The 24,420-nt window shown below is 34.5% G+C and carries 23 protein-coding genes; 14 read left to right on the forward strand and 9 right to left on the reverse strand.

The genetic code is table 11. From position 1 onward, the window contains the following. Positions 1–737: 737 nt before the first annotated feature. The gene (locus H0V01_15120; GenBank protein MBA2584702.1) at positions 738–959 is read right to left on the reverse strand and encodes a DUF2905 domain-containing protein; all 222 of its coding nucleotides are present in this window, start codon (positions 957–959) and stop codon (positions 738–740) included. A 228-nt stretch (positions 960–1,187) separates the two neighbouring features. Between H0V01_15120 and H0V01_15125 the strand changes: the two genes are divergently transcribed. From H0V01_15125 to selD, 3 genes are all read left to right on the forward strand, one after another. Then, complete coding sequence (locus H0V01_15125) at positions 1,188–1,451, forward strand: hypothetical protein (protein MBA2584703.1); 264 nt, start codon at positions 1,188–1,190, stop codon at positions 1,449–1,451. 171 nt (positions 1,452–1,622) lie between these two features. Beyond that, on the forward strand, positions 1,623–2,651 hold the full coding sequence (gene mnmH, locus H0V01_15130) for a tRNA 2-selenouridine(34) synthase MnmH (GenBank protein MBA2584704.1): 1,029 nt from the start codon (positions 1,623–1,625) through the stop codon (positions 2,649–2,651). 80 nt (positions 2,652–2,731) lie between these two features. Beyond that, entirely contained in the window at positions 2,732–3,769 is a 1,038-nt protein-coding gene (selD, locus tag H0V01_15135; GenBank protein ID MBA2584705.1) for a selenide, water dikinase SelD, read from the forward strand. A gap of 4 nt (positions 3,770–3,773) precedes the next feature. On the opposite strand, the gene H0V01_15140 is transcribed toward selD, so the two are convergent. Beyond that, a complete protein-coding gene (locus H0V01_15140; protein MBA2584706.1) occupies positions 3,774–5,318 on the reverse strand; it encodes a glycine--tRNA ligase in 1,545 nt (514 codons plus the stop codon). A gap of 144 nt (positions 5,319–5,462) precedes the next feature. Here H0V01_15140 and H0V01_15145 point away from each other — a divergent pair, with 144 nt between their 5' ends. The 3 genes from H0V01_15145 to H0V01_15155 all read left to right on the forward strand — a co-directional run bounded on the left by H0V01_15145 (position 5,463) and on the right by H0V01_15155 (position 9,875). Continuing rightward, complete coding sequence (locus H0V01_15145; protein ID MBA2584707.1) at positions 5,463–6,032, forward strand: DUF3109 family protein; 570 nt, start codon at positions 5,463–5,465, stop codon at positions 6,030–6,032. A gap of 330 nt (positions 6,033–6,362) precedes the next feature. Continuing rightward, positions 6,363–7,349 carry a ribonucleotide-diphosphate reductase subunit beta gene (locus tag H0V01_15150; protein ID MBA2584708.1) on the forward strand — a complete coding sequence of 329 codons (987 nt, stop codon included), beginning with the start codon at positions 6,363–6,365 and terminating at the stop codon, positions 7,347–7,349. Between the two features lie 147 nt (positions 7,350–7,496). After that, positions 7,497–9,875: a ribonucleoside-diphosphate reductase subunit alpha gene (locus H0V01_15155; protein ID MBA2584709.1), complete on the forward strand. Its 2,379-nt coding sequence runs from the start codon at positions 7,497–7,499 to the stop codon at positions 9,873–9,875. A gap of 141 nt (positions 9,876–10,016) precedes the next feature. Here the strand turns inward: H0V01_15155 and H0V01_15160 are convergent, their stop codons facing one another. From H0V01_15160 to H0V01_15170, 3 genes are all read right to left on the reverse strand, one after another. After that, positions 10,017–10,445 (reverse strand): response regulator, encoded by a 429-nt coding sequence (locus H0V01_15160; GenBank protein MBA2584710.1) that lies wholly within the window; start codon positions 10,443–10,445, stop codon positions 10,017–10,019. A 126-nt stretch (positions 10,446–10,571) separates the two neighbouring features. Further along, complete coding sequence (locus H0V01_15165) at positions 10,572–11,954, reverse strand: sigma-54-dependent Fis family transcriptional regulator (protein MBA2584711.1); 1,383 nt, start codon at positions 11,952–11,954, stop codon at positions 10,572–10,574. Positions 11,955–11,974: 20 nt separating this feature from the next. Then, a complete protein-coding gene (locus tag H0V01_15170) occupies positions 11,975–13,024 on the reverse strand; it encodes a response regulator (GenBank protein MBA2584712.1) in 1,050 nt (349 codons plus the stop codon). Positions 13,025–13,237: 213 nt separating this feature from the next. Here H0V01_15170 and H0V01_15175 point away from each other — a divergent pair, with 213 nt between their 5' ends. Beyond that, positions 13,238–13,702 carry a hypothetical protein gene (locus tag H0V01_15175; protein MBA2584713.1) on the forward strand — a complete coding sequence of 155 codons (465 nt, stop codon included), beginning with the start codon at positions 13,238–13,240 and terminating at the stop codon, positions 13,700–13,702. Positions 13,703–14,302: 600 nt separating this feature from the next. Here H0V01_15175 and H0V01_15180 read toward each other — a convergent pair. The 4 genes from H0V01_15180 to H0V01_15195 form a co-directional block, all read right to left on the reverse strand. Next, positions 14,303–15,370 carry a glycosyltransferase gene (locus H0V01_15180; protein MBA2584714.1) on the reverse strand — a complete coding sequence of 356 codons (1,068 nt, stop codon included), beginning with the start codon at positions 15,368–15,370 and terminating at the stop codon, positions 14,303–14,305. Positions 15,371–15,387: 17 nt separating this feature from the next. Continuing rightward, on the reverse strand, positions 15,388–16,344 hold the full coding sequence (locus tag H0V01_15185) for a zinc-binding dehydrogenase (protein ID MBA2584715.1): 957 nt from the start codon (positions 16,342–16,344) through the stop codon (positions 15,388–15,390). Between the two features lie 79 nt (positions 16,345–16,423). After that, positions 16,424–16,672, reverse strand: a complete 249-nt coding sequence (locus H0V01_15190; protein ID MBA2584716.1) for a hypothetical protein — start codon at positions 16,670–16,672, stop codon at positions 16,424–16,426. 68 nt (positions 16,673–16,740) lie between these two features. Beyond that, entirely contained in the window at positions 16,741–16,857 is a 117-nt protein-coding gene (locus H0V01_15195; GenBank protein ID MBA2584717.1) for an NAD-dependent epimerase/dehydratase family protein, read from the reverse strand. Between the two features lie 409 nt (positions 16,858–17,266). Between H0V01_15195 and H0V01_15200 the strand changes: the two genes are divergently transcribed. From H0V01_15200 to H0V01_15230, 7 genes are all read left to right on the forward strand, one after another. Further along, the gene (locus H0V01_15200; protein ID MBA2584718.1) at positions 17,267–17,788 is read left to right on the forward strand and encodes a YceI family protein; all 522 of its coding nucleotides are present in this window, start codon (positions 17,267–17,269) and stop codon (positions 17,786–17,788) included. Between the two features lie 418 nt (positions 17,789–18,206). Continuing rightward, positions 18,207–19,346 (forward strand): T9SS type A sorting domain-containing protein, encoded by a 1,140-nt coding sequence (locus H0V01_15205; GenBank protein ID MBA2584719.1) that lies wholly within the window; start codon positions 18,207–18,209, stop codon positions 19,344–19,346. A 57-nt stretch (positions 19,347–19,403) separates the two neighbouring features. After that, positions 19,404–19,868, forward strand: coding sequence for a hypothetical protein (locus H0V01_15210; GenBank protein MBA2584720.1), 465 nt, complete (start codon positions 19,404–19,406; stop codon positions 19,866–19,868). A gap of 183 nt (positions 19,869–20,051) precedes the next feature. After that, positions 20,052–20,870 carry a hypothetical protein gene (locus H0V01_15215; protein MBA2584721.1) on the forward strand — a complete coding sequence of 273 codons (819 nt, stop codon included), beginning with the start codon at positions 20,052–20,054 and terminating at the stop codon, positions 20,868–20,870. 21 nt (positions 20,871–20,891) lie between these two features. Beyond that, a complete protein-coding gene (locus H0V01_15220) occupies positions 20,892–21,368 on the forward strand; it encodes a hypothetical protein (GenBank protein ID MBA2584722.1) in 477 nt (158 codons plus the stop codon). A gap of 103 nt (positions 21,369–21,471) precedes the next feature. After that, the gene (locus H0V01_15225) at positions 21,472–22,287 is read left to right on the forward strand and encodes a hypothetical protein (protein ID MBA2584723.1); all 816 of its coding nucleotides are present in this window, start codon (positions 21,472–21,474) and stop codon (positions 22,285–22,287) included. A 21-nt stretch (positions 22,288–22,308) separates the two neighbouring features. Then, positions 22,309–24,405 carry a caspase family protein gene (locus H0V01_15230; GenBank protein MBA2584724.1) on the forward strand — a complete coding sequence of 699 codons (2,097 nt, stop codon included), beginning with the start codon at positions 22,309–22,311 and terminating at the stop codon, positions 24,403–24,405. The last annotated feature ends 15 nt before the right edge of the window (positions 24,406–24,420 follow it).

The following is a 24,420-nucleotide window of genomic DNA, read 5'->3' on the forward strand; positions in this document are numbered from 1 at the left end:
AATGAATATAACCTGGCTATACCATATGACTCTAAAAAACAAATTATACACATATGAAATAGCCATGCACGAACCGTTCACAAACGCTAATGAATATAACCTGGCTATACCATATGACTATTAAAAACAAATTATACACATATGAAATAGCCATGCACCAAACGTGCGCAAACGCTAATGAATATAACCTGGCTATACCATATGACTATTAAAAAACAAATTATACACATATGAAATAGCCATGCACCAAACGTGCGCAATAACATGGCGTCACGACAAATCGGGATGACAATTAAAAAACAAACGCTTTAGCATTCATGAGTACCTTAAAAGAACAATTAAACACGAATAAATTATATACATATAAAAAAATGCACTACGCCTTGTTTTACTTTAAAGCCCTTCAATATTTACTTTTAACAGAAGTGAAATAGGTTTTTGAAAACGGATTGAAGTTTCATGCAAAAGGCCCCACTAGCTTTTTTTGATAAAAACGAAATAAACATATCTTTGAAACAATTTTCAAAATCCCATTAATGAAAAAGCAGTGCTTTGTTTTATTATTTCTTTGATGCCTTTTCTCAGGAATCAGGCAAACACAACTACAGGATCAATATCAAGGGAAAATTAATCTTGTCTTCACATTTGGATAATCCCTGCTTCGGAGGGAGTAGCGTGCCCGGAGGATCTGCATAAACAAAACAGGAGAACCGAATTTAAGGTTTCTATGTAAGGTTTTAGAATAGTTTTCTTGCCAGCCAAATTAATACCGTTAGCAGTATGCTTATTAAAACCATGGTGGTAATTGGAAAATAAATTTTCATGTTTTCCTTTTCTATTTTTATATCTCCGGGCAAGTTTCCTAACCAAGCCATTTTATTCCCAGCAAAGGAAACTAGTAATCCAAGGATAATTAAAACCACTCCGGCAATAATTAGGTATTTTCCTGTTTGATTCATTCCTGTTTTTTTTAACAAAATGTTTTCAGTTTCTTAAATTTTTGATCGTTGAACATTTGTTTTTTCTTTAGTTCCTTCTCCTTAATTAGTTAAGCCGATTATACCCCATGGCTTTTTATTGTTGCTTATTTGTTTGCATTATTTATTCTCTTATTAATTAAAAACAAGATCTGTTCATGGCATGATTGTTAAGTTAAAAATAGTTATTAACCATTTAAAAACCAACCCATGAAAACAACAAAAAAAACAGTAACTAAGGATGACACATTTTCCAAAAAAGACATAAAAAAGGACAGCTCTCCTACAAGTACAACATCAACAAGCAGGACAACCGGGACTAAAAAAAGCACGAATGGCTCACCTAAAACAGGAACAAAATCGCAAAGTGCTGCTGAAAAAAAATCTGGCCTGAGTTCTACGGGAGCAACGAAAGTGAAAAAAAATGCTCAAGTTGCCGAGAAATTTTCTGCAAAAAAGGTAAAGAGTTTTTAATTCAATTTGGCTTGTCCTTAATTTATGAATGGCCTTTCTCCAGCACAAAGGATCAATGCTCCCTGAGTTGGGTAAACATTTTCCTTAATCGCCTGCTTTTATTGGTTTATTTGAGTTAATTTTGATTTTTTCCTAAACCTTTTGGGTTAATCAATCTGCTTAAATCAACAAATGCCCTCAATTCTCAATATTCAGGAGTTTTTAAAGCTGTCCGAAACAATGACTGTGCTTGATGTGAGAACACCCGCAGAATTCGAACAGGGACATATTCCCGGTGCATTTAATCTACCCTTATTCAAGGATGAGGAACGAAAAATAGTAGGAACAATTTACAAGCAACAAGGCAAACAAGCTGCCATTTTAAAAGGCCTGGAACTTGTTGGACCAAGGTTGAAAGATATTATTGAAGCGGCAAATAAAATAAATGCGGATTCTTCTTTCCTTGTACACTGCTGGCGTGGAGGAATGCGCAGCTCTAGTATTGCATGGCTCCTTGAAGCTTATGGACATAAAACCCTGGTCTTAAAAGGAGGTTATAAATCTTTTCGAAAACTTGCTTTTCAAATATTCACTGAACCTCAAAAACTGCTTGTTTTAGGAGGAAGAACAGGTGCGGCAAAAACCTTATTGCTTTATAAATTACAGAATAAGGGACAACAAATTATAGACCTGGAAAAATTATCTAATCACAAAGGCTCTTCGTTTGGCTCATTGGGTGAAAACAAACAACCTTCACAGGAAGCATTTGAAAATGAACTTGCCATGGCTTTTTATTCCTTAGATAAAGACAAAACCATTTGGCTGGAAGACGAGAGCCGTATGATAGGACAAAAAGTTATTCCTGCTGCAATTTGGGAGCAAATGCGTTTGGCAAATGTGGTTTATCTTGATATTCCTTTTGTGGAACGCGTGGCATACCTTGTGAGTGAATATGGAAAATTCAAAAGCCATGAGCTGATTGAATCAACAAACCGCATTAGTAAACGCTTAGGAGGACAGCATGCAAAACGTGCTGTAGAAGCAATTAAACAAGGTGATTTAAAAACAGCTTGTGAAATTACCCTTGCTTATTACGATAAAGCCTATGATTTTGGAATTGAAAAACGAGAACCTGAAAAGGTTATTAAATTTAGCTTCGATAAATTGGATACAGAAAAAATTGCAGCTGAAATTATTAAATCAATTACCCAGGTAAAATAGTAAATACAACTTTTATGATTTTTGAGATTCTCAAACAAAACATTAAAAGCAATTAAATACAGTAGGAATTAACAAAAATTATGGAAGAAATAAAATTAACAAAATTCAGTCATGGAGCAGGATGTGGTTGTAAAATTGCTCCTAAAGTACTGGATGAAATATTGAGATCAGATGTATTTATTCCTGCACATGAAAAATTAGTAGTTGGAAACAGCAGTAAGGACGATGCGGCAATTTTTGATATTGGCAATGGCCAAGGCCTTATAAGCACTACTGATTTTTTTATGCCCATAGTAGATGGTGCTTTTGATTTTGGAAGAATTGCATCTGCAAATGCAATAAGTGACATTTATGCTATGGGAGGCAAGCCAATAATGGCAGTGGCAATTTTAGGTTGGCCAATTAACAAACTTCCTGTTGAACTTGCTCAAAAAGTGCTGGACGGAGCCCGATCCATCTGTTCAGAAGCAGGAATTCCCCTTGCTGGAGGCCATAGCATTGATAGCCCGGAACCGATTTTTGGATTGGCTGTAAATGGTTTAATCCAGCTAAATAATCTTAAACAAAACAATACAGCAAAAGCAGGAGATCTGCTTTATCTTACTAAAAAACTAGGTGTAGGAATACTTGCAACAGCAGAAAAAAAAGGAATTTTAAAAGACGAGCATATTGGAATTGCCTCCAAGCAAATGATTCAGCTCAATAAAATCGGAGAAGAGCTTGGCAGGTTTCCTGGAGTTACTGCTATGACTGATGTTACAGGCTTTGGTTTGCTTGGCCATTTATTGGAAGTTGCCGAAGGAAGTGAATTAACTGCTGTTATAGATTACTCCAAAATTCCGCTATTTGATGACCTTAATTTTTATACCTCCCAGTTTTGTTTTCCAGACAATACTTTTCGCAATTGGAGTAGCTATGAACCAAAGGTTTCTGGCATTACAGGTGATTCTTTGTTAACACTTTGTGATCCACAAACCAATGGGGGCCTTCTTATTTCGGTTAGGCCTGATTCAAAAGAGGAATTCGAGCAATTGCTTGTCAATGCTGGGCTAAATGCATTTGCAGAGCCATTTGGGCTAATGCAGGAAAAAGGAGAAAAAACAGTATTAATTCATTGAAAAATTAAGCCAGTTTTAACAGGGCTTGTTTAAAACCAACCTTTTCTTCAAGTATTGAAGACAATTGATCAATTGAAACCCTTTCCTGAGTCATTGAATCCCTATAACGTATGGTTACTGTATTGTCTTCTTTTGTTTGATGATCAACTGTTACGCAAAAAGGAGTTCCAATTGCATCATTTCTTCTATAGCGTTTACCAATTGCATCCTTTTCATCATATTGACAGTTGAAATCGAACTTTAATTCATCCATTATCCTATGTGCAATTTCCGGCAATCCATCCTTTTTAAGCAATGGAAGAACAGCAAGCTTAACGGGAGCAAGTACAGCAGGAATATTTAAAACAACACGTTCCGAGCCATCCTCTAATTTTTCCTCTTTATACGATTGTGCCATAATAGCTAAAAACATACGGTCAAGGCCAATGGAGGTTTCTACAACATAAGGAACATAGTTTTGATTGAGTTCTGCATCAAAGTACTGAAGTTTTTTTCCGGAAAATTTCTCATGTGCTTTTAAATCAAAATCTGTACGTGAGTGAATGCCTTCCAACTCTTTAAAACCAAAAGGAAATTCAAATTCTATATCACAGGCTGCGTTGGCATAATGAGCAAGCTTAAGGTGGTCGTGGAAGCGGTGCTTGGATTCAGGAAAACCAAGAGAACGATGCCAATTAAGGCGTGTTTTTTTCCAGTAGTCATACCATTTCATTTCTTCTCCGGGACGCACAAAAAATTGTAATTCCATTTGCTCAAACTCTCTCATTCGGAATATAAATTGCCGTGCAACAATCTCATTACGGAAGGCTTTACCAATTTGGGCAATGCCAAAAGGAATTTTCATCCTACCTGTTTTTTGTACATTCAGAAAATTCACAAAAATACCCTGGGCTGTTTCCGGTCTAAGGTAAATAACATCAGAATCTTCACTTACAGATCCCATTTTAGTTGAAAACATAAGGTTAAATTGCCTTACATCTGTCCAGTTTTTAGTGCCGGAAACAGGGCAAACAATTTCAAGATCCAGAATTATTTGCTTTACTTCTGTAAGATCATTGTTATCCAAAGCCAATTTAAATCGGCTTTTAATTGCATCTATTTTTTCCTGGTATTCAAGTACCCTTTGGTTGGTAGATTTAAATTGAGCCTCATCAAAAGTTTCCCCAAAACGAGCAGATGCCTTTTCCACTTCCTTGTTGATTTTACCCTCAATCTTTGCCATGTGATCTTCAATTAACACATCTGCTCTATATCTTTTTTTAGAATCCTTATTGTCTATAAGTGGATCATTAAAAGCATCAACGTGTCCCGAAGCTTTCCAGGTAGTTGGGTGCATAAAAATAGCAGAATCAATTCCCACTATATTCTCATGCATCTGCACCATTGATTTCCACCAGTACTCTTTTATGTTTTTCTTTAATTCTGCTCCATTTTGACCATAATCATAAACAGCACTTAAGCCATCGTAAATTTCACTGGATTGGAAAATAAACCCATACTCTTTTGCATGAGAAATAATATTCTTGAATAAATCTTCGTTGTTTGCCATGGCCGCAAAAGTAAACATTTCATTGATTTGAAAATAAAAATGAGCAGCTAACTTTAAGGTTATATTTCTTGCTGCATTTATTTTATACACTCAGAGGCTTATTATTAATTAAATTTGCGCCCTTTTCAACTTACCCTTTTCTAAATGATAGCAATAGATCAAACCCTTATTTCCGAAGACCTTCTAAATAGAAAATTTGTTTGTGATCTTAATGCCTGCAAAGGAGCTTGTTGTGTAGAAGGCGATTCAGGAGCTCCTCTTGAAGACCTGGAGACTGGTATTTTGGATGATATTTATGAAGATGTTAAACCTTATATGAATCAGGCTGGAATAAAAGCTGTGGAGGAACAAGGCAAATTTATTGTTGATTCTGACGGTGATTATGTTACACCTCTTGTAAAAGGAAAAGAATGTGCTTATGTTATTTTTGATAAGGGTGGAATTGCAAAATGTGCAATTGAAAAAGCCCATTCCGAGGGTAAAATAAATTTTAAAAAACCTGTTTCATGCCACCTGTATCCTGTACGTATTACCAAGCACGAGGGATTTGATGCTGTAAATTACCACAGCTGGGAAATATGTGACCCTGCCTGCCATTGCGGAAACAAGCTGGATGTAAAGGTTTATAAATTTCTTAAAGAACCTCTTATTAGAAAATATGGAAAAGACTGGTTTGAAAAATTGGAGATGGCAGATAAGCAAAAACCGGTGTGAAAACTTTTTAAAAATAATTGATTTTTACTCTTCATAATTCAATAATCCATTTCCCGAATTGTTTTCAAATTGCTGACTCCCTTTTAATCAGCACAATGAAACATTTATTAACAATTCACTGTCAATATCCATTGTTTAAAACTTGGCAATATTGTTAACTTAATTGCCTTGACATCGCGTTTTAAATTTTCAAATTTTGTATTCGTCAATTCGTGCAGCAAAAACTGTTGCTATTCTGATGTGAATAAAAAACCCTGAATTTTACAGGTAATATAAACAATTACAGGAGTATTTTATGCCCTGTTTTAAACTTTTTAAAACCTATTAGGAATGACAAACAACAACAACAGCAACGAACCTATACTTCAGGAGAACAAAGACAGGTTTGTGTTATTCCCCATTAAACATGACGACATTTGGTCCATGTACAAAAAAGCAGAAGCAAGTTTTTGGACAGCAGAAGAAATTGACCTTTCTTCTGATCAACAGGATTGGGAAAATAAATTGAATTCAGATGAAAGGCATTTTATTAAACATGTACTTGCATTTTTTGCAGCAAGTGATGGTATAGTTAATGAAAATCTTGCGGTTAATTTTCTTAATGAAGCTCAGTATCCCGAAGCAAGATGTTTTTATGGTTTTCAAATAATGATGGAAAACATTCATTCCGAAACTTATTCTCTTTTAATTGATACTTATATTAAGGACAATACTGAAAAAGATAACCTTTTCCATGCTGTTGATACCCTTGATTGTGTTAAAAGAAAAGCAGACTGGGCTTTAAGGTGGATTGATAAAGGAAATTTTGCCGAAAGATTAATTGCTTTTGCAGCAGTGGAAGGGATTTTCTTTTCTGGTAGTTTTTGTTCCATTTTCTGGTTAAAGAAAAGAGGCTTAATGCCTGGCTTGAGCTTTTCAAATGAACTAATTTCAAGAGACGAAGGACTTCACTGCGATTTTGCCTGTTTGTTATACGCTAAACATATTGTAAATAAATTGCCAAAACAAACTGTTAAGCAAATTATTGTTGATGCGGTAAACATTGAAAAAGAGTTTGTTACAGATGCCCTTCCTGTTAAATTAATAGGAATGAATTCAGATTTAATGTGTCAATATATTGAATTTGTAGCCGACAGGTTATTGGTAGAATTAGGAAATGAGCGTGAATATAATGTTTCCAATCCCTTTGATTTTATGGAATTAATTTCCTTACAAGGAAAAACAAACTTTTTTGAAAAACGTGTGGGAGAATATCAAAAATCAGGAGTAATGGGTAATAAGGAAGACAATGTTTTTAAACTGGATGTGGACTTTTGATTTTAAAATGAACCTTAAATAATGTAAATGGAGGTAATTAATTCGAGGGTTGTTCTATTAAATCAAAGCGAATTTTACTCACTATTTTAAAAATATTAATAACTGCCTGATAGCCATTTTCTATCAGAAAACAAATCAATAAAAACTATGTATGTATTAAAAAGAGACGGTAACAAAGAATCCGTAAAATTTGACAAAATCACTGCAAGAGTGCACAAACTTTGTTATGGACTGGATCCTTTGGTTGCTCCAATTAAAGTTGCCATGAAGGTAATTGAAGGAATTTTTGAAGGCGTAACAACCTCAGAACTTGATAATCTTGCTGCAGAAATGGCCGCTTCTTTTACCGCTAAGCATCCTGATTATGCACTGCTTGCTTCAAGAATAGCAGTTTCAAACCTTCATAAAACAACAGACAAGTCTTTCTCGAAAACAATGAAAGCCTTGTATGAATATATTGACCCTAAAACAGGACAAAAAGCCGCCCTTATTGCTGACGATGTTATGGAAATCATCGAAAAAAATGCGCAGCTTCTTGATTCCACCATTATTTACGATAGGGATTTTAACTACGATTACTTCGGTTTTAAAACCCTTGAGCGCTCCTACCTTTTGAAAATGCATGGTAAAGTTGTGGAAAGACCTCAACATATGCTTATGCGTGTATCAATTGGAATCCATAAAGAAGATGTGGATTCAGCAATTGAAACATACAACCTTATGAGTGAACGTTGGTTTACACATGCTACACCAACTCTTTTTAATGCAGGAACACCAAAACCACAAATGTCATCATGCTTTTTGCTTACCATGAAAGACGATAGCATTGATGGTATTTACGATACTTTAAAGCAATGCGCTAAAATTTCTCAATCTGCTGGCGGCATTGGACTTAGTTTACATAATGTTAGAGCTACAGGTTCATATATTAAAGGCACCAATGGCACATCAAATGGAATTGTACCAATGCTTCGTGTTTTTAACGACACTGCTCGTTATGTAGATCAGGGCGGAGGGAAAAGAAAAGGCTCTTTTGCTATTTATCTTGAGCCATGGCATGCTGATATTTTTGACTTTTTAGATTTGAAGAAAAATCATGGAAAAGAAGAAAACAGGGCAAGGGATTTATTTTATGCCCTGTGGATGCCTGATTTGTTCATGAAACGTGTTGAAGAAAACGGCACCTGGTCCTTGTTTTGCCCACAAGAAGCGCCGGGATTATGTGATACATACGGAAAGAATTTCGAAGAATTGTATGTTAAATATGAAAAAGAAGGTAAAGCTAGAAAACAGATAAAAGCACAAGAACTTTGGTTTGCAATTCTTGAATCTCAAATTGAAACAGGTACGCCTTACATTTTATACAAAGATGCTTGTAACGAGAAATCAAACCAGAAAAACCTTGGAACAATTCGTTCAAGTAATTTATGTACTGAAATTGTTGAATACACCGCTCCAGATGAAGTTGCTGTTTGTAATCTTGCTTCAATCGCTTTACCTCGCTATGTAAATGATGGTAAATTTGATCATCAGGAATTGTTCAAAATTACCTATGTTATAACCAAGAATCTGAATAAGATTATTGACAACAACTACTATCCTGTTCCTGAGGCAAAAAAATCCAATTTGCGCCATCGTCCAATAGGCATTGGCGTACAAGGACTAGCTGATGCATTTATGCTGTTGCGTATGCCTTTTGATTCCCCGGAGGCAGCAGTTCTTAACAAAGAAATTTTTGAAACAATTTATTACGCAGCAATGACTGCCTCAAAAGACCTTGCAAAAGAACATGGAACGTATGAAACTTATCCTGGATCTCCCGTATCCCAGGGAATTTTTCAATATGACATGTGGAATGTTACCCCTTCCAATAGATGGGAATGGGACGTTTTAAAAGAAGAAGTTGCAAAATTTGGTGTTAGAAACTCCCTGCTTCTTGCCCCAATGCCAACAGCCTCCACTTCTCAAATTCTTGGCAATAATGAATGTTTTGAACCCTATACATCAAACATATATTCAAGAAGAGTTTTATCAGGTGAGTTTGTGGTTGTAAACAAGCATCTTTTGAAAGATCTGGTAAAACTTGGTTTATGGAATGACGGGCTTAAAAACAAGATCATAGCTTCTAATGGATCAGTTCAGGATATCCCTGAAATCCCTGAAAACATTAAAGAACTATATAAAACTGTTTGGGAAATCAAACAGAAAGCGATTATTGATATGGCAGCAGATAGAGGTGCTTTTATTTGCCAATCACAATCCCTAAACCTGTTTATCCAGAATGCAAATTTTGCCAAACTAACCTCTATGCATTTTTATGCATGGAAGAAAGGTCTTAAGACTGGTATGTACTATTTGAGAACTAAAGCAGCAACTGATGCAATTAAGTTCACAGTTGAAAAACAAGCAGGTTCACAATATGTTGCAGTTGTTGGAAAAGATGAAGAAATAACCGAAGAGCAAAGGATGGCGGAAATATCCTGTTCACTTGATAATCCGGATGCTTGCGAGAGTTGTAGCGGTTAATTGATTTTTGTTTTTATACAAAAAGCACGGGTTTCATAAAAAGGTGAAGCCCGTGCTTTTTTGTTGACCTTCTATAAAGGATTAGGATTCAAGAAAAAGCCTGTAAATTCTATTTGGCTTATACTTTTTATCGATAAAATTTCAGGTAAGTTCTTTTTGTAAAATATCTTCAATTAAATTGGATATTTTTAACAGGGAAGATGTGTTTTTTACTATATAATCATAAGCCCCCCCTTGCTGCAAAAATTCTATTGAGGCAAGCATTTCAGCTCGCTGAGACATCAATACCACTTTGCATCTTTCGCAATCTTCCTTTATGGCATTAAGTACATAAAGGCCTTGAAGGGGATGTCCGGTTTCTTCAAGAAAATAATCAAGAAGAACCACATCAGGATTAAAATTAATGGATTCAATACAGGATCCAGAGCTATAAAATGATTTTACATCAATCTCATAGTTTTCATATTCGGGATTTCTGGATAAAGTCTTCAAATGATTTGTTAAAATACTATTGTAAAAAGGGTCATCATCTACCACAAAAATAACAAACCTTCGTTTTTCCTTTTTCATTGCTTTTTATCTTGTTATTAACACTTACTGTGCTATTATCCGTATTAAATCTTATTAACATTAACGCCTTTAAGGGCTAATTTATTTTTTAGCGGACCCTTCATAATTCTTGTTTTTATTGGCCTTTTAGTCAAAAAAGTCGTTTCTTGTCCTTGTTTTTTCCTCTTGTAACATCCTGTAAATTGTTGATTTTCCAATATCCAGTTTTCGTGCTACCAAAAGCACATCATTGTTGTATTTTTCCAGATAAGACCGAATTAGTTTTTTGATATAGTTTCTTAAAGTGGTTTCTTGTTCAGGTACAAAAACAGGAGTGGACATTTCGCTGAAAACAAGGTCATCAGGACTAATCGTGTCAGAATCGGAAAGCACAGCGGCCAGTTCAACAACTGATTTTAATTCACGTACATTTCCCGGGAAAGAATAATTAAGGAGTTTTTTCTGGGCTTCCTTGCTTAGTGCCTTTAGCTCAAGATTATTGTCCTTTGCAAAATGTTCTAAAAAATGTTTGGCCAAAAGAAGGATATCCGTACCTCTTTCCCTTAAAGGAGGAAGATGAATATTCAGACCAAGCAACCTGTAGTAGAGATCTTCCCTGAAATTTCCTTTTTTCACCTCTTCTTGTAAGCTTTTATTGCTTGCGGCAATTATCCTGCAATCTACTTTAACTGTTGCATTACTTCCAACGCGTGAAATTTCCCTTTCCTGCAAAACCCTTAAAAGTTTTACCTGTAAATGTGGTTGCATATCAGTTACCTCATCCAGAAAAATTGTTCCGCCATTTGCTTGTTCAAACCTGCCAATTCGCTTGGTTGCAGCTCCGGTAAAAGATCCTTTTTCATGCCCAAATAATTCACTCTCAACTAGCTCTTTTGGAACAGCAGAAAGATTTACCGCAACTAAGGGTCCGTTTCGCCTTTTGGAATTATAGTGAACCGCCTTTGCCACAAGCTCCTTACCTGTGCCTGTTTCTCCTGTTATAGAAATATTTATATCTGTTTGAACAGCTTTTTCAATCATTCGGAAAACTGCTTTAATGGCAGGACTTTGCCCGATTATAATATTACCAAATTCATACTTTTTACTAACTTCTTGTTCCAGATGGGTAATCTTTTCCTTAAGTCTATTTTTCTTTCGGATATTATTTACAACATGAAGAAGTTTTTCCCTTAAATCATCTGTCTTTACAAGATAATCATAGGCACCTTGTTTTAGCATTTCAACAGCAACCTCTAACTTATCCTGCCCCGACACAACGATTACTTCTATGTAAGGATCAAACTCCTTTATTTTTTTAAGCACTTCGGTGCCATGTAAATCCGGAAGAGTTAAATCTAAGGTTATAATGTCTGGTCTTTCATAAAGATGCATTAAAGAATCCTTTCCATTTTCAAACATTTTTACTTCATATTCTGGAACCAACAATAGGTTGTAACTTAAAAATTCCCTATACCACTTATCGTCCTCTACAACAAATATTTTTAAATTCTCAGATGTTTCTTTTTCCATTTTATTTTTTTTTATTTGTGCTAGTCAATAACTTTTTTAAGCCGCCTAATAACCTTTTCCGTTTTTCTATAAAAAACATCCAGCAACGCAGGAAGTTCATCAAGATGCCTGTTTTCTCCAGCATTTTCTTCTACTATTTTTAAAACCTCTGCCATATCCTTAATACCCATATGGGAAAAGGATGGCCTCATTTTGTGCGCAAGCATACTAACTTGCTCCCATTGGTTTTCCTTGGTTGCAGTTTTAATTTTTTCTATTGTATCCGGAGTGTTTTCAATAAAAAGTTCTATGATTTTTTTGAAAAAAACTGCATCCCCCTTGGTGATTTTTTTTAATTCACTCAAATCGTATAATTCATGCTCGCTGATAGTATCCTTTCCTAATTCAGCTTTGCCTGTATTTCTATTCTTTTGTTTATTCTCTAATACTAAATTAATTTTCTCTATTAAATTAATTTCATTGACTGGTCTTAACAAATATGCATTAATACCCCTTAAAATATAAGCCTGTACTTCTTGAACAGATGCATTTTTTGCAATTACAATTACTGGTAAATCCACTTCTGTTTGATCTCCCCTTAATTCTTTTACCCATTCCTCAACATGCCTATCAATCATTTCAAAATCCAGCAATATCAAATCAAAATTATTTGCCCTAACTAAATTTTTAGCTTCCCAATTGCTACTCGCTTCATCTACCGATGCATTATTCTGTTGAAGGATTGCGCTTAACAAAAACCTGTTAAAAGTATCAGAATCAACAACAAGAACTTTTATCCTGCTAAGTTCAGATTCGATTTGTTTTGGGTATTCCTTTGAACTAAAATTCTCTTTTTCCGGATTTTCTTTTTTATTTTGACTACCTAATGCTTCAAATTTTAATTCTTTCCTTGTGTTTTTCAGACTAAATAAAATAACAGTTACAGCTATAGAAAAAAAAGCCATTCCGCTAATGGCCTTAATAACCTGAGTCAGTGTAGGGCTTAAAAGTGAACTTATACAAGCCATTATTGCCATGGCCAGAAAAAGGCCCGGAACGACCAAAAAAATTAGTGGAATTGATTTTTTCATATCTTCCAGGTTTCTATTTATGTGCCACATAAATAGTCCAAGGTTTTACGGGTTATATATTTCATGTTACCAATTGTTGGATTTCCCGAGCTTTTTTTAGGGGATTTTTTTACCCGTTTTTCAAAAAATATTCAACAATTACATTGTATTTAAAGAATATTTTTCTTGGCATTGTTTTTTCACTCGGTAATAATATATTACATCCTTAAAACAATGAAACTTCAGCTCCCAAACAAGGAAACCATTCGTTCGGTAACAAACCCCAGGGTAAATGCTATAATTGATAAGAGAATAGAAGAAAACATAAGGAAATATACCTATCAGGGAAAATATGAAATAACTCAAAGAATTGAAGAACTCGAACAGGAATGGAACATAGAAAGGGTATTACTTTTGAATACCGCTTCAATTGCATTGGTCGGTATTTTGTTTTCTTTTAAAAATAAAAATTGGCTTTTTTTCTCTGGTACAATTTTATCTTTTTTGATCATGCAGGCCTTAAAAGGCTCATCACCCCCTATTCCTTTATTAAGAAGACTGGGATTTAGAACTGCCAAGGAAATTGAATGTGAAATTTTCGCAATGAAATTCTTAAAAGGAGATTTTGTCGATTTTGAATCAGAAGGAAAACGAGATGCTAATTTGGCCATTAAGGAAGCCCTTATTGCCGTTAGGTAAGCTTTGGTTCTTTGCGAAAAAACCTTTGCATTCTTAGAGTGAAATTTCCCATGGCGTTTTTCACCCAATCGCTTCCTCATGCTGGGCGCAAAGAAAAAACCTGAACTTAAATAAAAGAAGACAATTAATGTTCTTTGGATTCAGAAGCCTGATTAAATAACAAATCCAAAATACTACGATTGGGAATACTGTACTCTTTAATTTTAAGAGCCTATCAAAACCAATGGATTTCATTAATACCTGCTTTAATAAGAGTTATTTTGATCTGGAAATTCTAGAAAGCTAACCCATATATCCAGGGAACACCATGGAGAAAACAACTATTTATCCTTAATAACTTCTTTAATAAGAGAATATTTTGATCTGGAAAGTGTACAAAGCTAAACCCAAATACAATTAACACCAGGGAGAAAACAACTTGAAATGTTACCTGACATTAAATTTTAAAGTTGAAATAAAATCATACACCTATTTTTTTAGGTTTATTGTTTTTCAATTTACCCCTATCTATTAACTCTTATTTTGGTTTTTCTTTTTGAAAATTCGATGTTTTTAAAATTTCGAATTGCATTTCAACTATTACCATTACCTTACTTCCTACTAAAAATCCAATGTTTTTTCTATCTCCTTTGCCCTGTGAGCATAGGTATGATGGGCCAACACCTTTCTCAATGCGGCTTGTCCTATTTTTTTTGCAACAGCGGGGGCCAATTCGTCTAAAATAGAGGCAACTTGCTGGCCATTCTCTGCCAATAAAATTTCCCTGCCTGGTTCAAAAAATGAATTTATTCCCTCTAGATTGTCGGTTATAATACAGGCCCCTGCTCCTGCTGCTTCAAAGATTGCTGATGATGGGGAATAACTAGTATTGTTGCTTTCTTCTTTGCCGATGTTTAAAACTGTAAGTGGTGTGGAATTTAAAACATTTTGAAAATTTTCTGTCATATCTCCTGCATATTTTATATTCTTTCTCAAAGGTTTATTTTCCCATCCCTTGCCTCCAATAATAAAAGATTTTTCAGTCATAAGCGTGGCTGGCTTGAAAAAAAATTCCTCAATCATTTCCTCACTCTCCTGTAACCTGTTTCCCATGTATGACAAGTCACAATCATAAACAGGATTGGGTTTTGAAGGGAAATGAGTTTCCGGGTCTACGGCATTGTAAACAGGTATACAATGCTTTGCTCCAAGCTTTTTATATGCATCAATTACTGCTTGGCCTCCTCCGTTTGTAAAAACAATATCGTATTCAGGAATTAGTTTAATTAGTTGATCATTCGGATCTTTTTGTAGCCTCTCTAGCGTGGTTTTAACATCTACGTCCCAAAAAACAATTCTCTGTCCTTGCTTGCGAATTTGAATTACCTTTCTTTCAAGTTCCTTGTCAAACATGCCCTCTCCGCTTATTTTTACAAGTAAATCAGCTTTTGATCCAATTGATAGTATATCCAAAAGTGCAGATTTTTTTGACTGATAGAAAACCCTATTGGCCCAATCTGATTTCTCTTTATCCGTAAAAGCAGGTCCTCTATAAGTTTCCTGTTCATAGAAAATAATTTTATGCCCGTTTTTATTTAAGGCATTAACAATGCCCTTATAATAAGGAGCAGCTGTATTCCTATTGAAAGAAGCCAGACTTGAGCCAAAGAATGAAATTTTAAGTCCCATGGTATAATGTATTACAGTTAGTCCATTTTAATTAAGCATTTCAAATATCCTTCTGGTCTTTGGATTAGAAGATCAAAAGCTTGATTTATTTCTTTCAAATCAAATTCATGCGTATAAAGTTCTTTCGTTCGCATTTTTCCAGACATTACTGCATCAACAGCCTCCCTCATCCCTTTCAAAAACATTTGGGGTTCCCTCTCATGGGCGTTTATTACATCTAATCCTCGTAAATTCCAAAGTTCGATATTCACTTTGCGGATTTCATCCTGATGAAATCCGGCAATAATTAATTTTCCCCGCTCTTTTGTTAATTCACCTGATAAATCAAGTGGAAATTGCTTTCCGGTAGCTTCAATTACCCGGTCACATAATTTTCCTGAAGTCAATTCCTTTACCAGTTCTATTGTTTTTGTATTTCCTTGGAGTTGAATAACTTCATCTGCCCCGCATTGTTTGGCAACATTTAGAGAATAAGGCCTTTTAGAGAATGCTAATACCCTTGCGCCTGCGGCTTTTGCTAACTGAATTATCAAAGCACCCAGAAATCCTGCTCCAATTACTGCCACTGTGTGACCTGGCTTTATATCGCTTCTCCTGAAAACATTCATAGCACAACCAAGCGTTTCACCTGGAAAATCGATGTCGTTTAATTCTTTTGGTAGCCTTATCGCATTTTGCATATTTACTTTATCGTATACTGCAAAACTGTTGTTTGTTAATGCCGCTATTCGATCACCCGTTTTGAAAGTGTTTACTTTGGAGCCTGTAAAAACAATTTTCCCCCAACTCTCATGACCTGGATTGCCTGCCATTAAGGGATAATCAAATCGATTCCTTCCTTGAAAGAGGGGTAAACTGGATGAACAAACTCCACATCCTTCTACCTGAAAAACAATTTCATCAGGTTTAGGCATAGGAACAGGAACGTTTTTTATAGTGAATTTTCCAGGCTTTTCAAGGATTGCTGCTTGCATTAAACCTGTTTTACTATAAATTGTGCTGGTTTTAGTATTGCATTCTTCTGGTAATAATGTGTTCATCTTATTCATTCCTTTATTGGTGGTTCACTAATTTCTGCTTTATTATTGCGGCAATCTGATTATACAATAATTCAAAACCTGTTTCATGGCTGTTTTTGGCATCCAGCTTTTGCAAGTTCAAATTTCCTAATATCAGACACATAATATTTTGATCTTCTTCTCTCCATGGGCTATAGCTGATATCGATTTCATTTTTGCTTATTTTAGAAATCATTTCAAGTAAAGCAATCAAACCTGGCTGAATTACGAATTCCTCCAACATTATTAAATGCCTGACCACTAACGTTGTTTACGTTTTCCTGAGTCAAGACTATGGCTTCAACCAGATCATCAATAAACATATCTTTTACCTGTTTGCCATCCCCATAAATTCTTGCTTATTAATATATCACATAAATGAGAACCAATAAATCCAGCCCCACCAGTAATAAGTACCTTTTCTTTCATTGAATGCTATTTTGGTATTTATGGTTACGGCCTTTATATCTCTTAATGCCTGTCAAAATTGATATCCTACTATTTTTACTTTGTCTGCTTTTTTGTAACAGAATTTAGGTAATTAAATTTGTCCGGCAAATAGAAGACCGAAATTACCATCAAGGCTACAAAAGCTATTAAACCTCCCATTAAATAGGAAAATTTTAAAAGGCATTATATTTTTAAACCAAACACTAGGGCAAATAATGGGTATGGTTTTCTACAATTTGGGGAATTCTTTATTAGGTGAATTTCTGGCTCTTTTTATACAGGCTAAAAAAGTTTTTCTAAATCCTGTGTTTTTGAAATTTTTGGATTTTGAATTCTTTTTTTTATTGACTAAATTAGATTGTACCTTTTTTTAAAGCAAGTTGAATTTATGGAATACAAAATTGATAATGCAAAAAGCAACATTTTATGGAAAGCTTATCAGCCCAAGAATTACATCACTGGTAAAGTTTCTTTTAAACAAGGAAAAATTGTTCTATCAAAAGGACTTATAACGGGTGGCTTTGCTCAGGTTGATTTTGCAACAATTAAGGTTACAGATACCAAACTTACTTCTGATCAACAAAACACTCTGGAAAAGCATTTAAAGTCAGGTGATTTTTTTAATCTACTTGATCATCCCTCTGCACTTTTTGAAGTAGCTGAAGTAAGACCTTCTTCTGGTTTTACCACACATATTGTTGTTGGTGATCTTACTATAAAAGGTATTACACATCGCTTTGAAATCCCTACTAATATTGTTATTGAAAAGGACAAACTGGATATTAAAGCAAAATTTACAATTACACGTACAAGGTACAACATTGATTTTATGATAGAAGAATCATTTGCTGAAAAAAAGATTTTACCCGAATTTGATATTGAAATTCATATCGTTGGAACTGCAAAATAAGGCGCTTATTTAATTAAACAGTAGATGCTACTGTTTTTACTTTAGAATTATTTTATAATTACTTCTGCCCCTAAATAATTCCCATCCAAAACAAACATCCTCTATTTTAGTGCATTCTTAATTTAATTGAGGATAAACCTTGATTTATCCGAATTAATTCATAAAAGTAATTGAGCGTTTATGTAATAGCTTCTCTTGAATTAACCATTAAAATAGAAACCACTGAATTTATGGACATACAAAATATAACTTCCCAAGAAATTCTGATGTAAATAAGTTTAATATATAAAAAATTCCGATTTCTCCTAAAAAAAATTTGCACTAATTATTTATTATACTACTTTTGGCCATAAATCAAAACTTTTAGTTCACTGAATTTAATGTATTGGTCTTTAATTTAAGCCATTTTAAAGAATTTATGAGGAAATCTTACTTAATTATCACATCCCTATTTTTCATTTCTTTTATTGCAAATGCTCAATGGGTTTCAAATTTTCCGTCTGGAGTAATAAGATCAATGGCAAGCAATGGGCCAACTGTTGTTGCCGTGGGAAATGGTGTTCACCAAACCACAGATAATGGAAACAGTTGGACTAACATAGGAATGGGATTAGATGTTAGAACAGTATGTAAAGAGGATAACCAGCTTGTTGGTTTAATGAATAACGGTGGTGTTTATTATTATGATGGAGCAACATGGACTTCACTGGGCTTAAGTGGAGTAGAAATATTTTCGCTAAAAATAACGACTACTTTATATGCAGCAACCAGTAATGGGGTGTATTTTTATAATGGAACCTGGAACCAAATTAATACCGGAATATTCGGTACTGTTTATTGTTTAGAAGCCAGCGGTGGATTTTTGTATGCTGGCACGACTACAGGAGTTTACAGAACTGATGAAGCAACAATAAATTGGACAGCTGTTAATGCAGGACTTAATTATGGCAGTGGAGTTAATTCAATTGCTTTTCAAGGGAGCACAATGTTCGTAGGAACCTATGGTGCTGGTATTAGTTACTCTTTCGATTTGGGGAATAACTGGACTCAAAGCAATACTGGACTTGCGGATTTGTTTATTTTATCCTTAAATATCCAGGGAACAAACATTTATGCAGGAACTAATTCAAATGGGGTATATGTTTCAATTAACGAGGGAGCCAGTTGGTCTGCCTATAATAGCGGATTAGTACCCTCTACCATTTTGGCCCTTACCAGTAATGCCACACATGTTTTTGCTGGAAATGGTGGAAACGGAGTTTGGGCCAGGCCTCACAACCAATCTTTAGGAATTAAAAACGACCCAAAGAGTGATTATAGTTTGACTGTTTTCCCTAACCCCTCAAAAGGAAATGTAACTTTAAATTCAGACAATTCAATAGGCATAGATGCTATTGAAATATACAACATGGCTGGGGTTAAGATGTTTGAAAAACATTTTAATGCAAACAATGCTTCCATAAATATTGATCTTGAACAAATACTTTCACAGGGAGTGTATTTAATACAAATTACTTCAGGAGATAAATCAACTAAAAGAAAATTAGTACTTAATTAACCTTTTTTATTAACTAATCAAATAACAATTTCTACTCTTACTAAAACAATTACCTCTATGAGAAAATCAATTAAATTTAGAACTCTTATTGCTTTGGTTACTGCCTTAGTTTTTATTTCTGCCTGCAAAAAAGACGAAGTTCCAGAAGGTAGTAATTATACCACCAAATTATCTGGCTTGGTTAAGGCTGAATTAGATCTTACAAATGCAACCACAGAGTTTGCTCCAATAGGTACTAGAATTACCTTTTTGATCAATCCAAATGATTTGCAAATGAATCCAGATACAGCTGCAAACTACGATTCATACAGGTATACAACTACTGTGTTGGCTGAGGGGAAATATACAATTGAATTGCCTGCTAAAAATGTTGGTTCAATGGTAAAAATCGTAATGGACGATTTTGAATATCAAACAGTATATGTAGGAGGTACAACCCAAAGAAAAATTTATAAAGGAGATCCTACTGAAACAACTATTTATGCAGGTACTGCCAAAATCATGGATCTTTTCTACCAATAAAACCTTTTGAATAAAGAGATTAATTAATAACACAGAATATAAATAGCCATGCACTTTCAGTGTAAAAACACGAATGAATATAACATGGCCTCCCGATAAATCGGGATGACAATTAAAAATCAAATGCTTTAGCATTCTTGAGTTCCTTAAAGGAAAAATTAAAAACGAATAAATTATATACATATGAAAAATATTAAATCGCTTATTTGCCTTAGCTTGCTTAGTTTGATTGGTTCGGCATCATTTGCACAATTATCTGACAGGATAAACAATCCAAGTAAATTTAAAACTGGCACCAGGCCAATTCAAGGAGATATGGGTGTATTTATTGGTTATAATACTGCCAATATCAAATTAAAACCAGACAGTGTGGATAATGGTATTGAAGAGATAACAAGTGTATTGCCTGATATAAGTATTAAATATTATGTAGCAGACGATTTGGTATTTAGAGCAGGGGTAAGCACAAAAAAAGAAAAAACATTAAGAAGAGGAACAATTGATCCTGCTTTAAACGGTATCGGTGGTCTTTCAAGAAGAGATCAGGTAAGCGTTGCTTCTGAATTTTACATAACTCCAGCAATTGAAAAACACTTTCTAAGTTCAAACCTTTTGGATGTTTATGTTGTTGCAACCTTGCCTTTGGGTTATTTAAGGGAAAAGGGTGAAGACAATGTTGGATATGCTTCAGGTGATTTTGTTTATAAATCAATGAACAAAATGAGCTTTGCATATGGCTTGGAAGCCCACGTTGGATTACAGGCATTTATTGCTGATCTCCCTTTGGCAATTGGAGCTGAAATGGGAATTAGTGGGATCGGGTATAGAGGAGAAAAATTAAAACATGTTGAAAGTTCATCAATCGGTGGTGTGGAAACAAATCAGGTTTATTATACTTTCAAAAATGATCCTCAGAATATTAAATACTCTAATTTAAAATCAAATAGCTTTAATACAAGTACTAGTATCCGTATTACTCTTAGCTATTATTTCAGCAAATAATAAATTTAAAATTTGCCAACTATGTTCAAATTAAAAACAATATTAGGAGCAGTAATAATCTTTGCTGTTTTATTTTCCTCATGTTCACCTGCTGGTCGCATAGGCACACATACCAAGCACTCTATGCGCTCGGCCAGCTTTTTGCCAAATGTTGTGCGTTTGGATTTAACTATGAATGATTTTGAATACCTGGGCACTCAAGAGGTTTCAGTTACTTACAACCGTTATCTTGGTTTGTTTTCTTTTATTAGCAGTGTAAATCAGCAAGAATATGCCAGACGCAATGTTAACATTGTAAATTTAAATGGCAACACAGGTTATCGTGCTTTGTCATTAAATTATAATTTAATGCAAGCTTTATACGTATCCCTTGTAAATTTTCCTAATGCTGATTTTGTTGTACCTGTTAGCATTGTTGAAGAAAAACAGCAAATGTTTTTAGGCCGTGTTATAACGAAAAAACTAAAAGTAAAAATGTATAAAATAAAAGAAAAATAGACTCTTTTATTGCTCTTTTAACCTGTTTTCAAAATCCTGAAAGAATAATCAACAAAATCTTTCAGGATTTTGTATTTTTGTTACTAAATATAGTCCTTGTGATATGCGAAAATACTCTCTTGTAGCAATCCTGCTAATTTTTATTTCTGTATCCTGTAAAAAACAAAAGGATTCTCCTGCGCTTTTATTTATAAGTCCCACAACAAACCATTACGATGGATTTATTTCGGAAGTATTAAGGTTTGATATTTCAGGCTCCTCGAATACAGCTCTGGCAAATTTTAAAGTAACCGTAAAGGAGGGAAATTCCTTTTCTCAAACAGTATTTGATACCACTTTAAGCACTCCAAAATACAACAGTTCCTTCGAATATAAAATACCTTCAAATGCACAAGGATCAAATATACTGCTTACATTTATTTTAACCGATGACCAGGGAAACCAAACCAAAATGGGCAAAACATTAAGTGTATTTCTCACAATTAAAAATCCGGAAGAATCCACTGGACATGAAATGTTTTCTGCATTGTCAACAAAAAATGACGCTTATAACTTAATATCAAGAACCCCTTTGTATTCTGTTTCTGAAAGTGAATCAAATCTACATTTAAAGGATGATACAGAGCAAGACCCTTCTATGAATTATTTATTGGGGAAAAGATGGATTTCTCCTGCAGGTTTAAAATTTGTCCGTTTTAATGAATTTGATTACGCAAACGCAACTTACATTGATTTAAAAAATGCATATGAAGCCGGAAATAAAAAAGATTTTGTAGATTTTGTGTCAAATGCAGACATAATTTTAACCCGATTCCCAGATTCTAAACCTGACGAAGGTTATATTGCTATTAAAGTAGTGCAGGTAATTGAACAGGGAGGGGCAGATTTCGACAGGTATATTTTCAATTTCAAAAAATAGTATTAATGTAAATCTAAAGGCATGAAAAATATCTTTTTCTTATTTCTGGTTTTAATGTTTACAACCACTTCTGCCCAAAATATGTTTGAAGTGAACTGGGAAAAGAGATTCGGGGGAGGATACGAGGACCAGGCAAAATCAATTATAAATTCCGGGGATGGGGCTTATGTAATTGCTGGATGGACAAAATCATTAGGAAACGGTGGCAGGGATGCAATGGTTGTGAAAGTAAATGCAACTGGAAATAAGATTTGGGAAAAAACCTTTGGAAAAGAACAAGACGATGTTATATACAGTGCAGTGCTTTCTCCAGAAGGAAATTACATCATGTGTGGGTCAACATTTAACAAACAAACTGAATATTATTCCTGGTGGGTTTTCGCTATAGACAAAAACGGAACAAAATTATGGGAAAACACATACGGTGGAAGTGAATGGGATGCAGCCAAAGCAATAATTTCAACCACCGATGGATTTGTTATAGCTGGTGTAAGGAAAAACAGGGGTGATATGGATAAGGAAATGACCCTAATGAAAATCAACAAAAAGGGCGTTAAGCAATGGGAATGTCCACTTGGTGTGCGTTATTATGATGATGAGGCAACTTCGGTTGCAGCAACTGTTGATGAGGGATTTATTGTTGCAGGTTGGTCAAAAAAAGATTCTGGCCCTAACAAACAAATACATCTTGCAAAGGTGGACAAAAGAGGACATGCAGAATGGCAAAAAACTTTTGGTGGAGAAATCTCCGATTTTGCCAAATCAATTACCCCAACCAATGATGGGAGATTTATTATTACCGCTGCTTCTCGTTCAAAAACAAATGGAGAAGAAGATATCAGAGTTATTAAAATTGATGCTAAGGGTGAATTAGAATGGGACTTAAATTACGGTGGATTATATTCTGATATCCCTAATGCTATCAGTTCAACTGATGATAATGGCTGCATTATTGCCGGCTATACAAAATCAGTTGGAAATGGAAACGAAAATTTATTTTTAATGCGCCTTGATAGAAAAGGTAATATTGTTTGGGAAAGGTTTTTTGTAAACTATAAATGGGTTTCGGCAGAATCAATAGCAATCTCTGATAATGGCTATACAATTGCAGGATGGGCAACTTCCGAAGATGGGGACGATTCTGACCTTTTCATTATGAACCTTACTGATAACTTCGATAAGCAAGTAAACAATTACATCACTGAAAATACTAAATCCGGTGATACCAAAACAAGGGATGAAATAAAAAAAGAAGCCATTAGTAAATTTAAAATAGATAAAGTTTCTTTTGCCGATTATTATAGTGCTCCTAATAAAGCAGATATTACTTATAGAGGAGGAGGCGATCCATTAAAAGGGTTAAATGTTACCACCAAGCCTAAAGACAATCAATTTGGAGAATATTATGCCCTAATAATTGGCATTGATAATTACAAGGGAATTTGGTCTCCATTGAAAAACGCTGTTCGAGATGCACAAACTGTTGAACAGGTTTTCAAAACAGTTTATAAGTTTGATCATGTGAAAACCATTTATAATGAAAAAGCGACAAGGGCAAATATTATTCGTGAAATGGAATGGTTAATTGAAAACGTTTCACCAAAGGATAATGTTTTGATTTATTATTCTGGCCATGGAGAATTCAAAAAAAACCTCAATAAGGGCTTTTGGGTGCCTGTAGATGCCAGTACCAATTCTACCTCAGCATACATATCCAATTCGGAAATTCAAACCTTCCTTGGCGGTATTCCTTCAAGACATACACTACTTATTGCCGATGCTTGTTTTAGTGGTGATATTTTCAGAGGCAATACAATGTCGGTGCCCTTTGAGCAATCTGAGAAGTATTATGCCGAAGTAAATGCATTAAAATCCAGGCAGGCATTAACCTCAGGAGGCATTGAACTTGTTATGGATGGGGGAAAAGACGGACATTCAATATTTGCTTATTATCTTTTACAAGCACTTAAGGAAAATAAAAACAAATATTTTGATGCAAGCCAGCTATATTCAAAATTAAAAATTCCAGTTGTAAACAATTCAGAACAAACACCAAGTTTTAATCCTATCAAAAGCACAGGAGACGAAGGAGGCCAATTTATCTTCATAAAAAGATGATTTTACTTTTCTTAT

The sequence above is a fragment of the Bacteroidota bacterium genome, from assembly GCA_013696965.1.
In the GTDB taxonomy this organism is placed as follows: Bacteria; Bacteroidota; Bacteroidia; order JACCXN01; family JACCXN01; genus JACCXN01.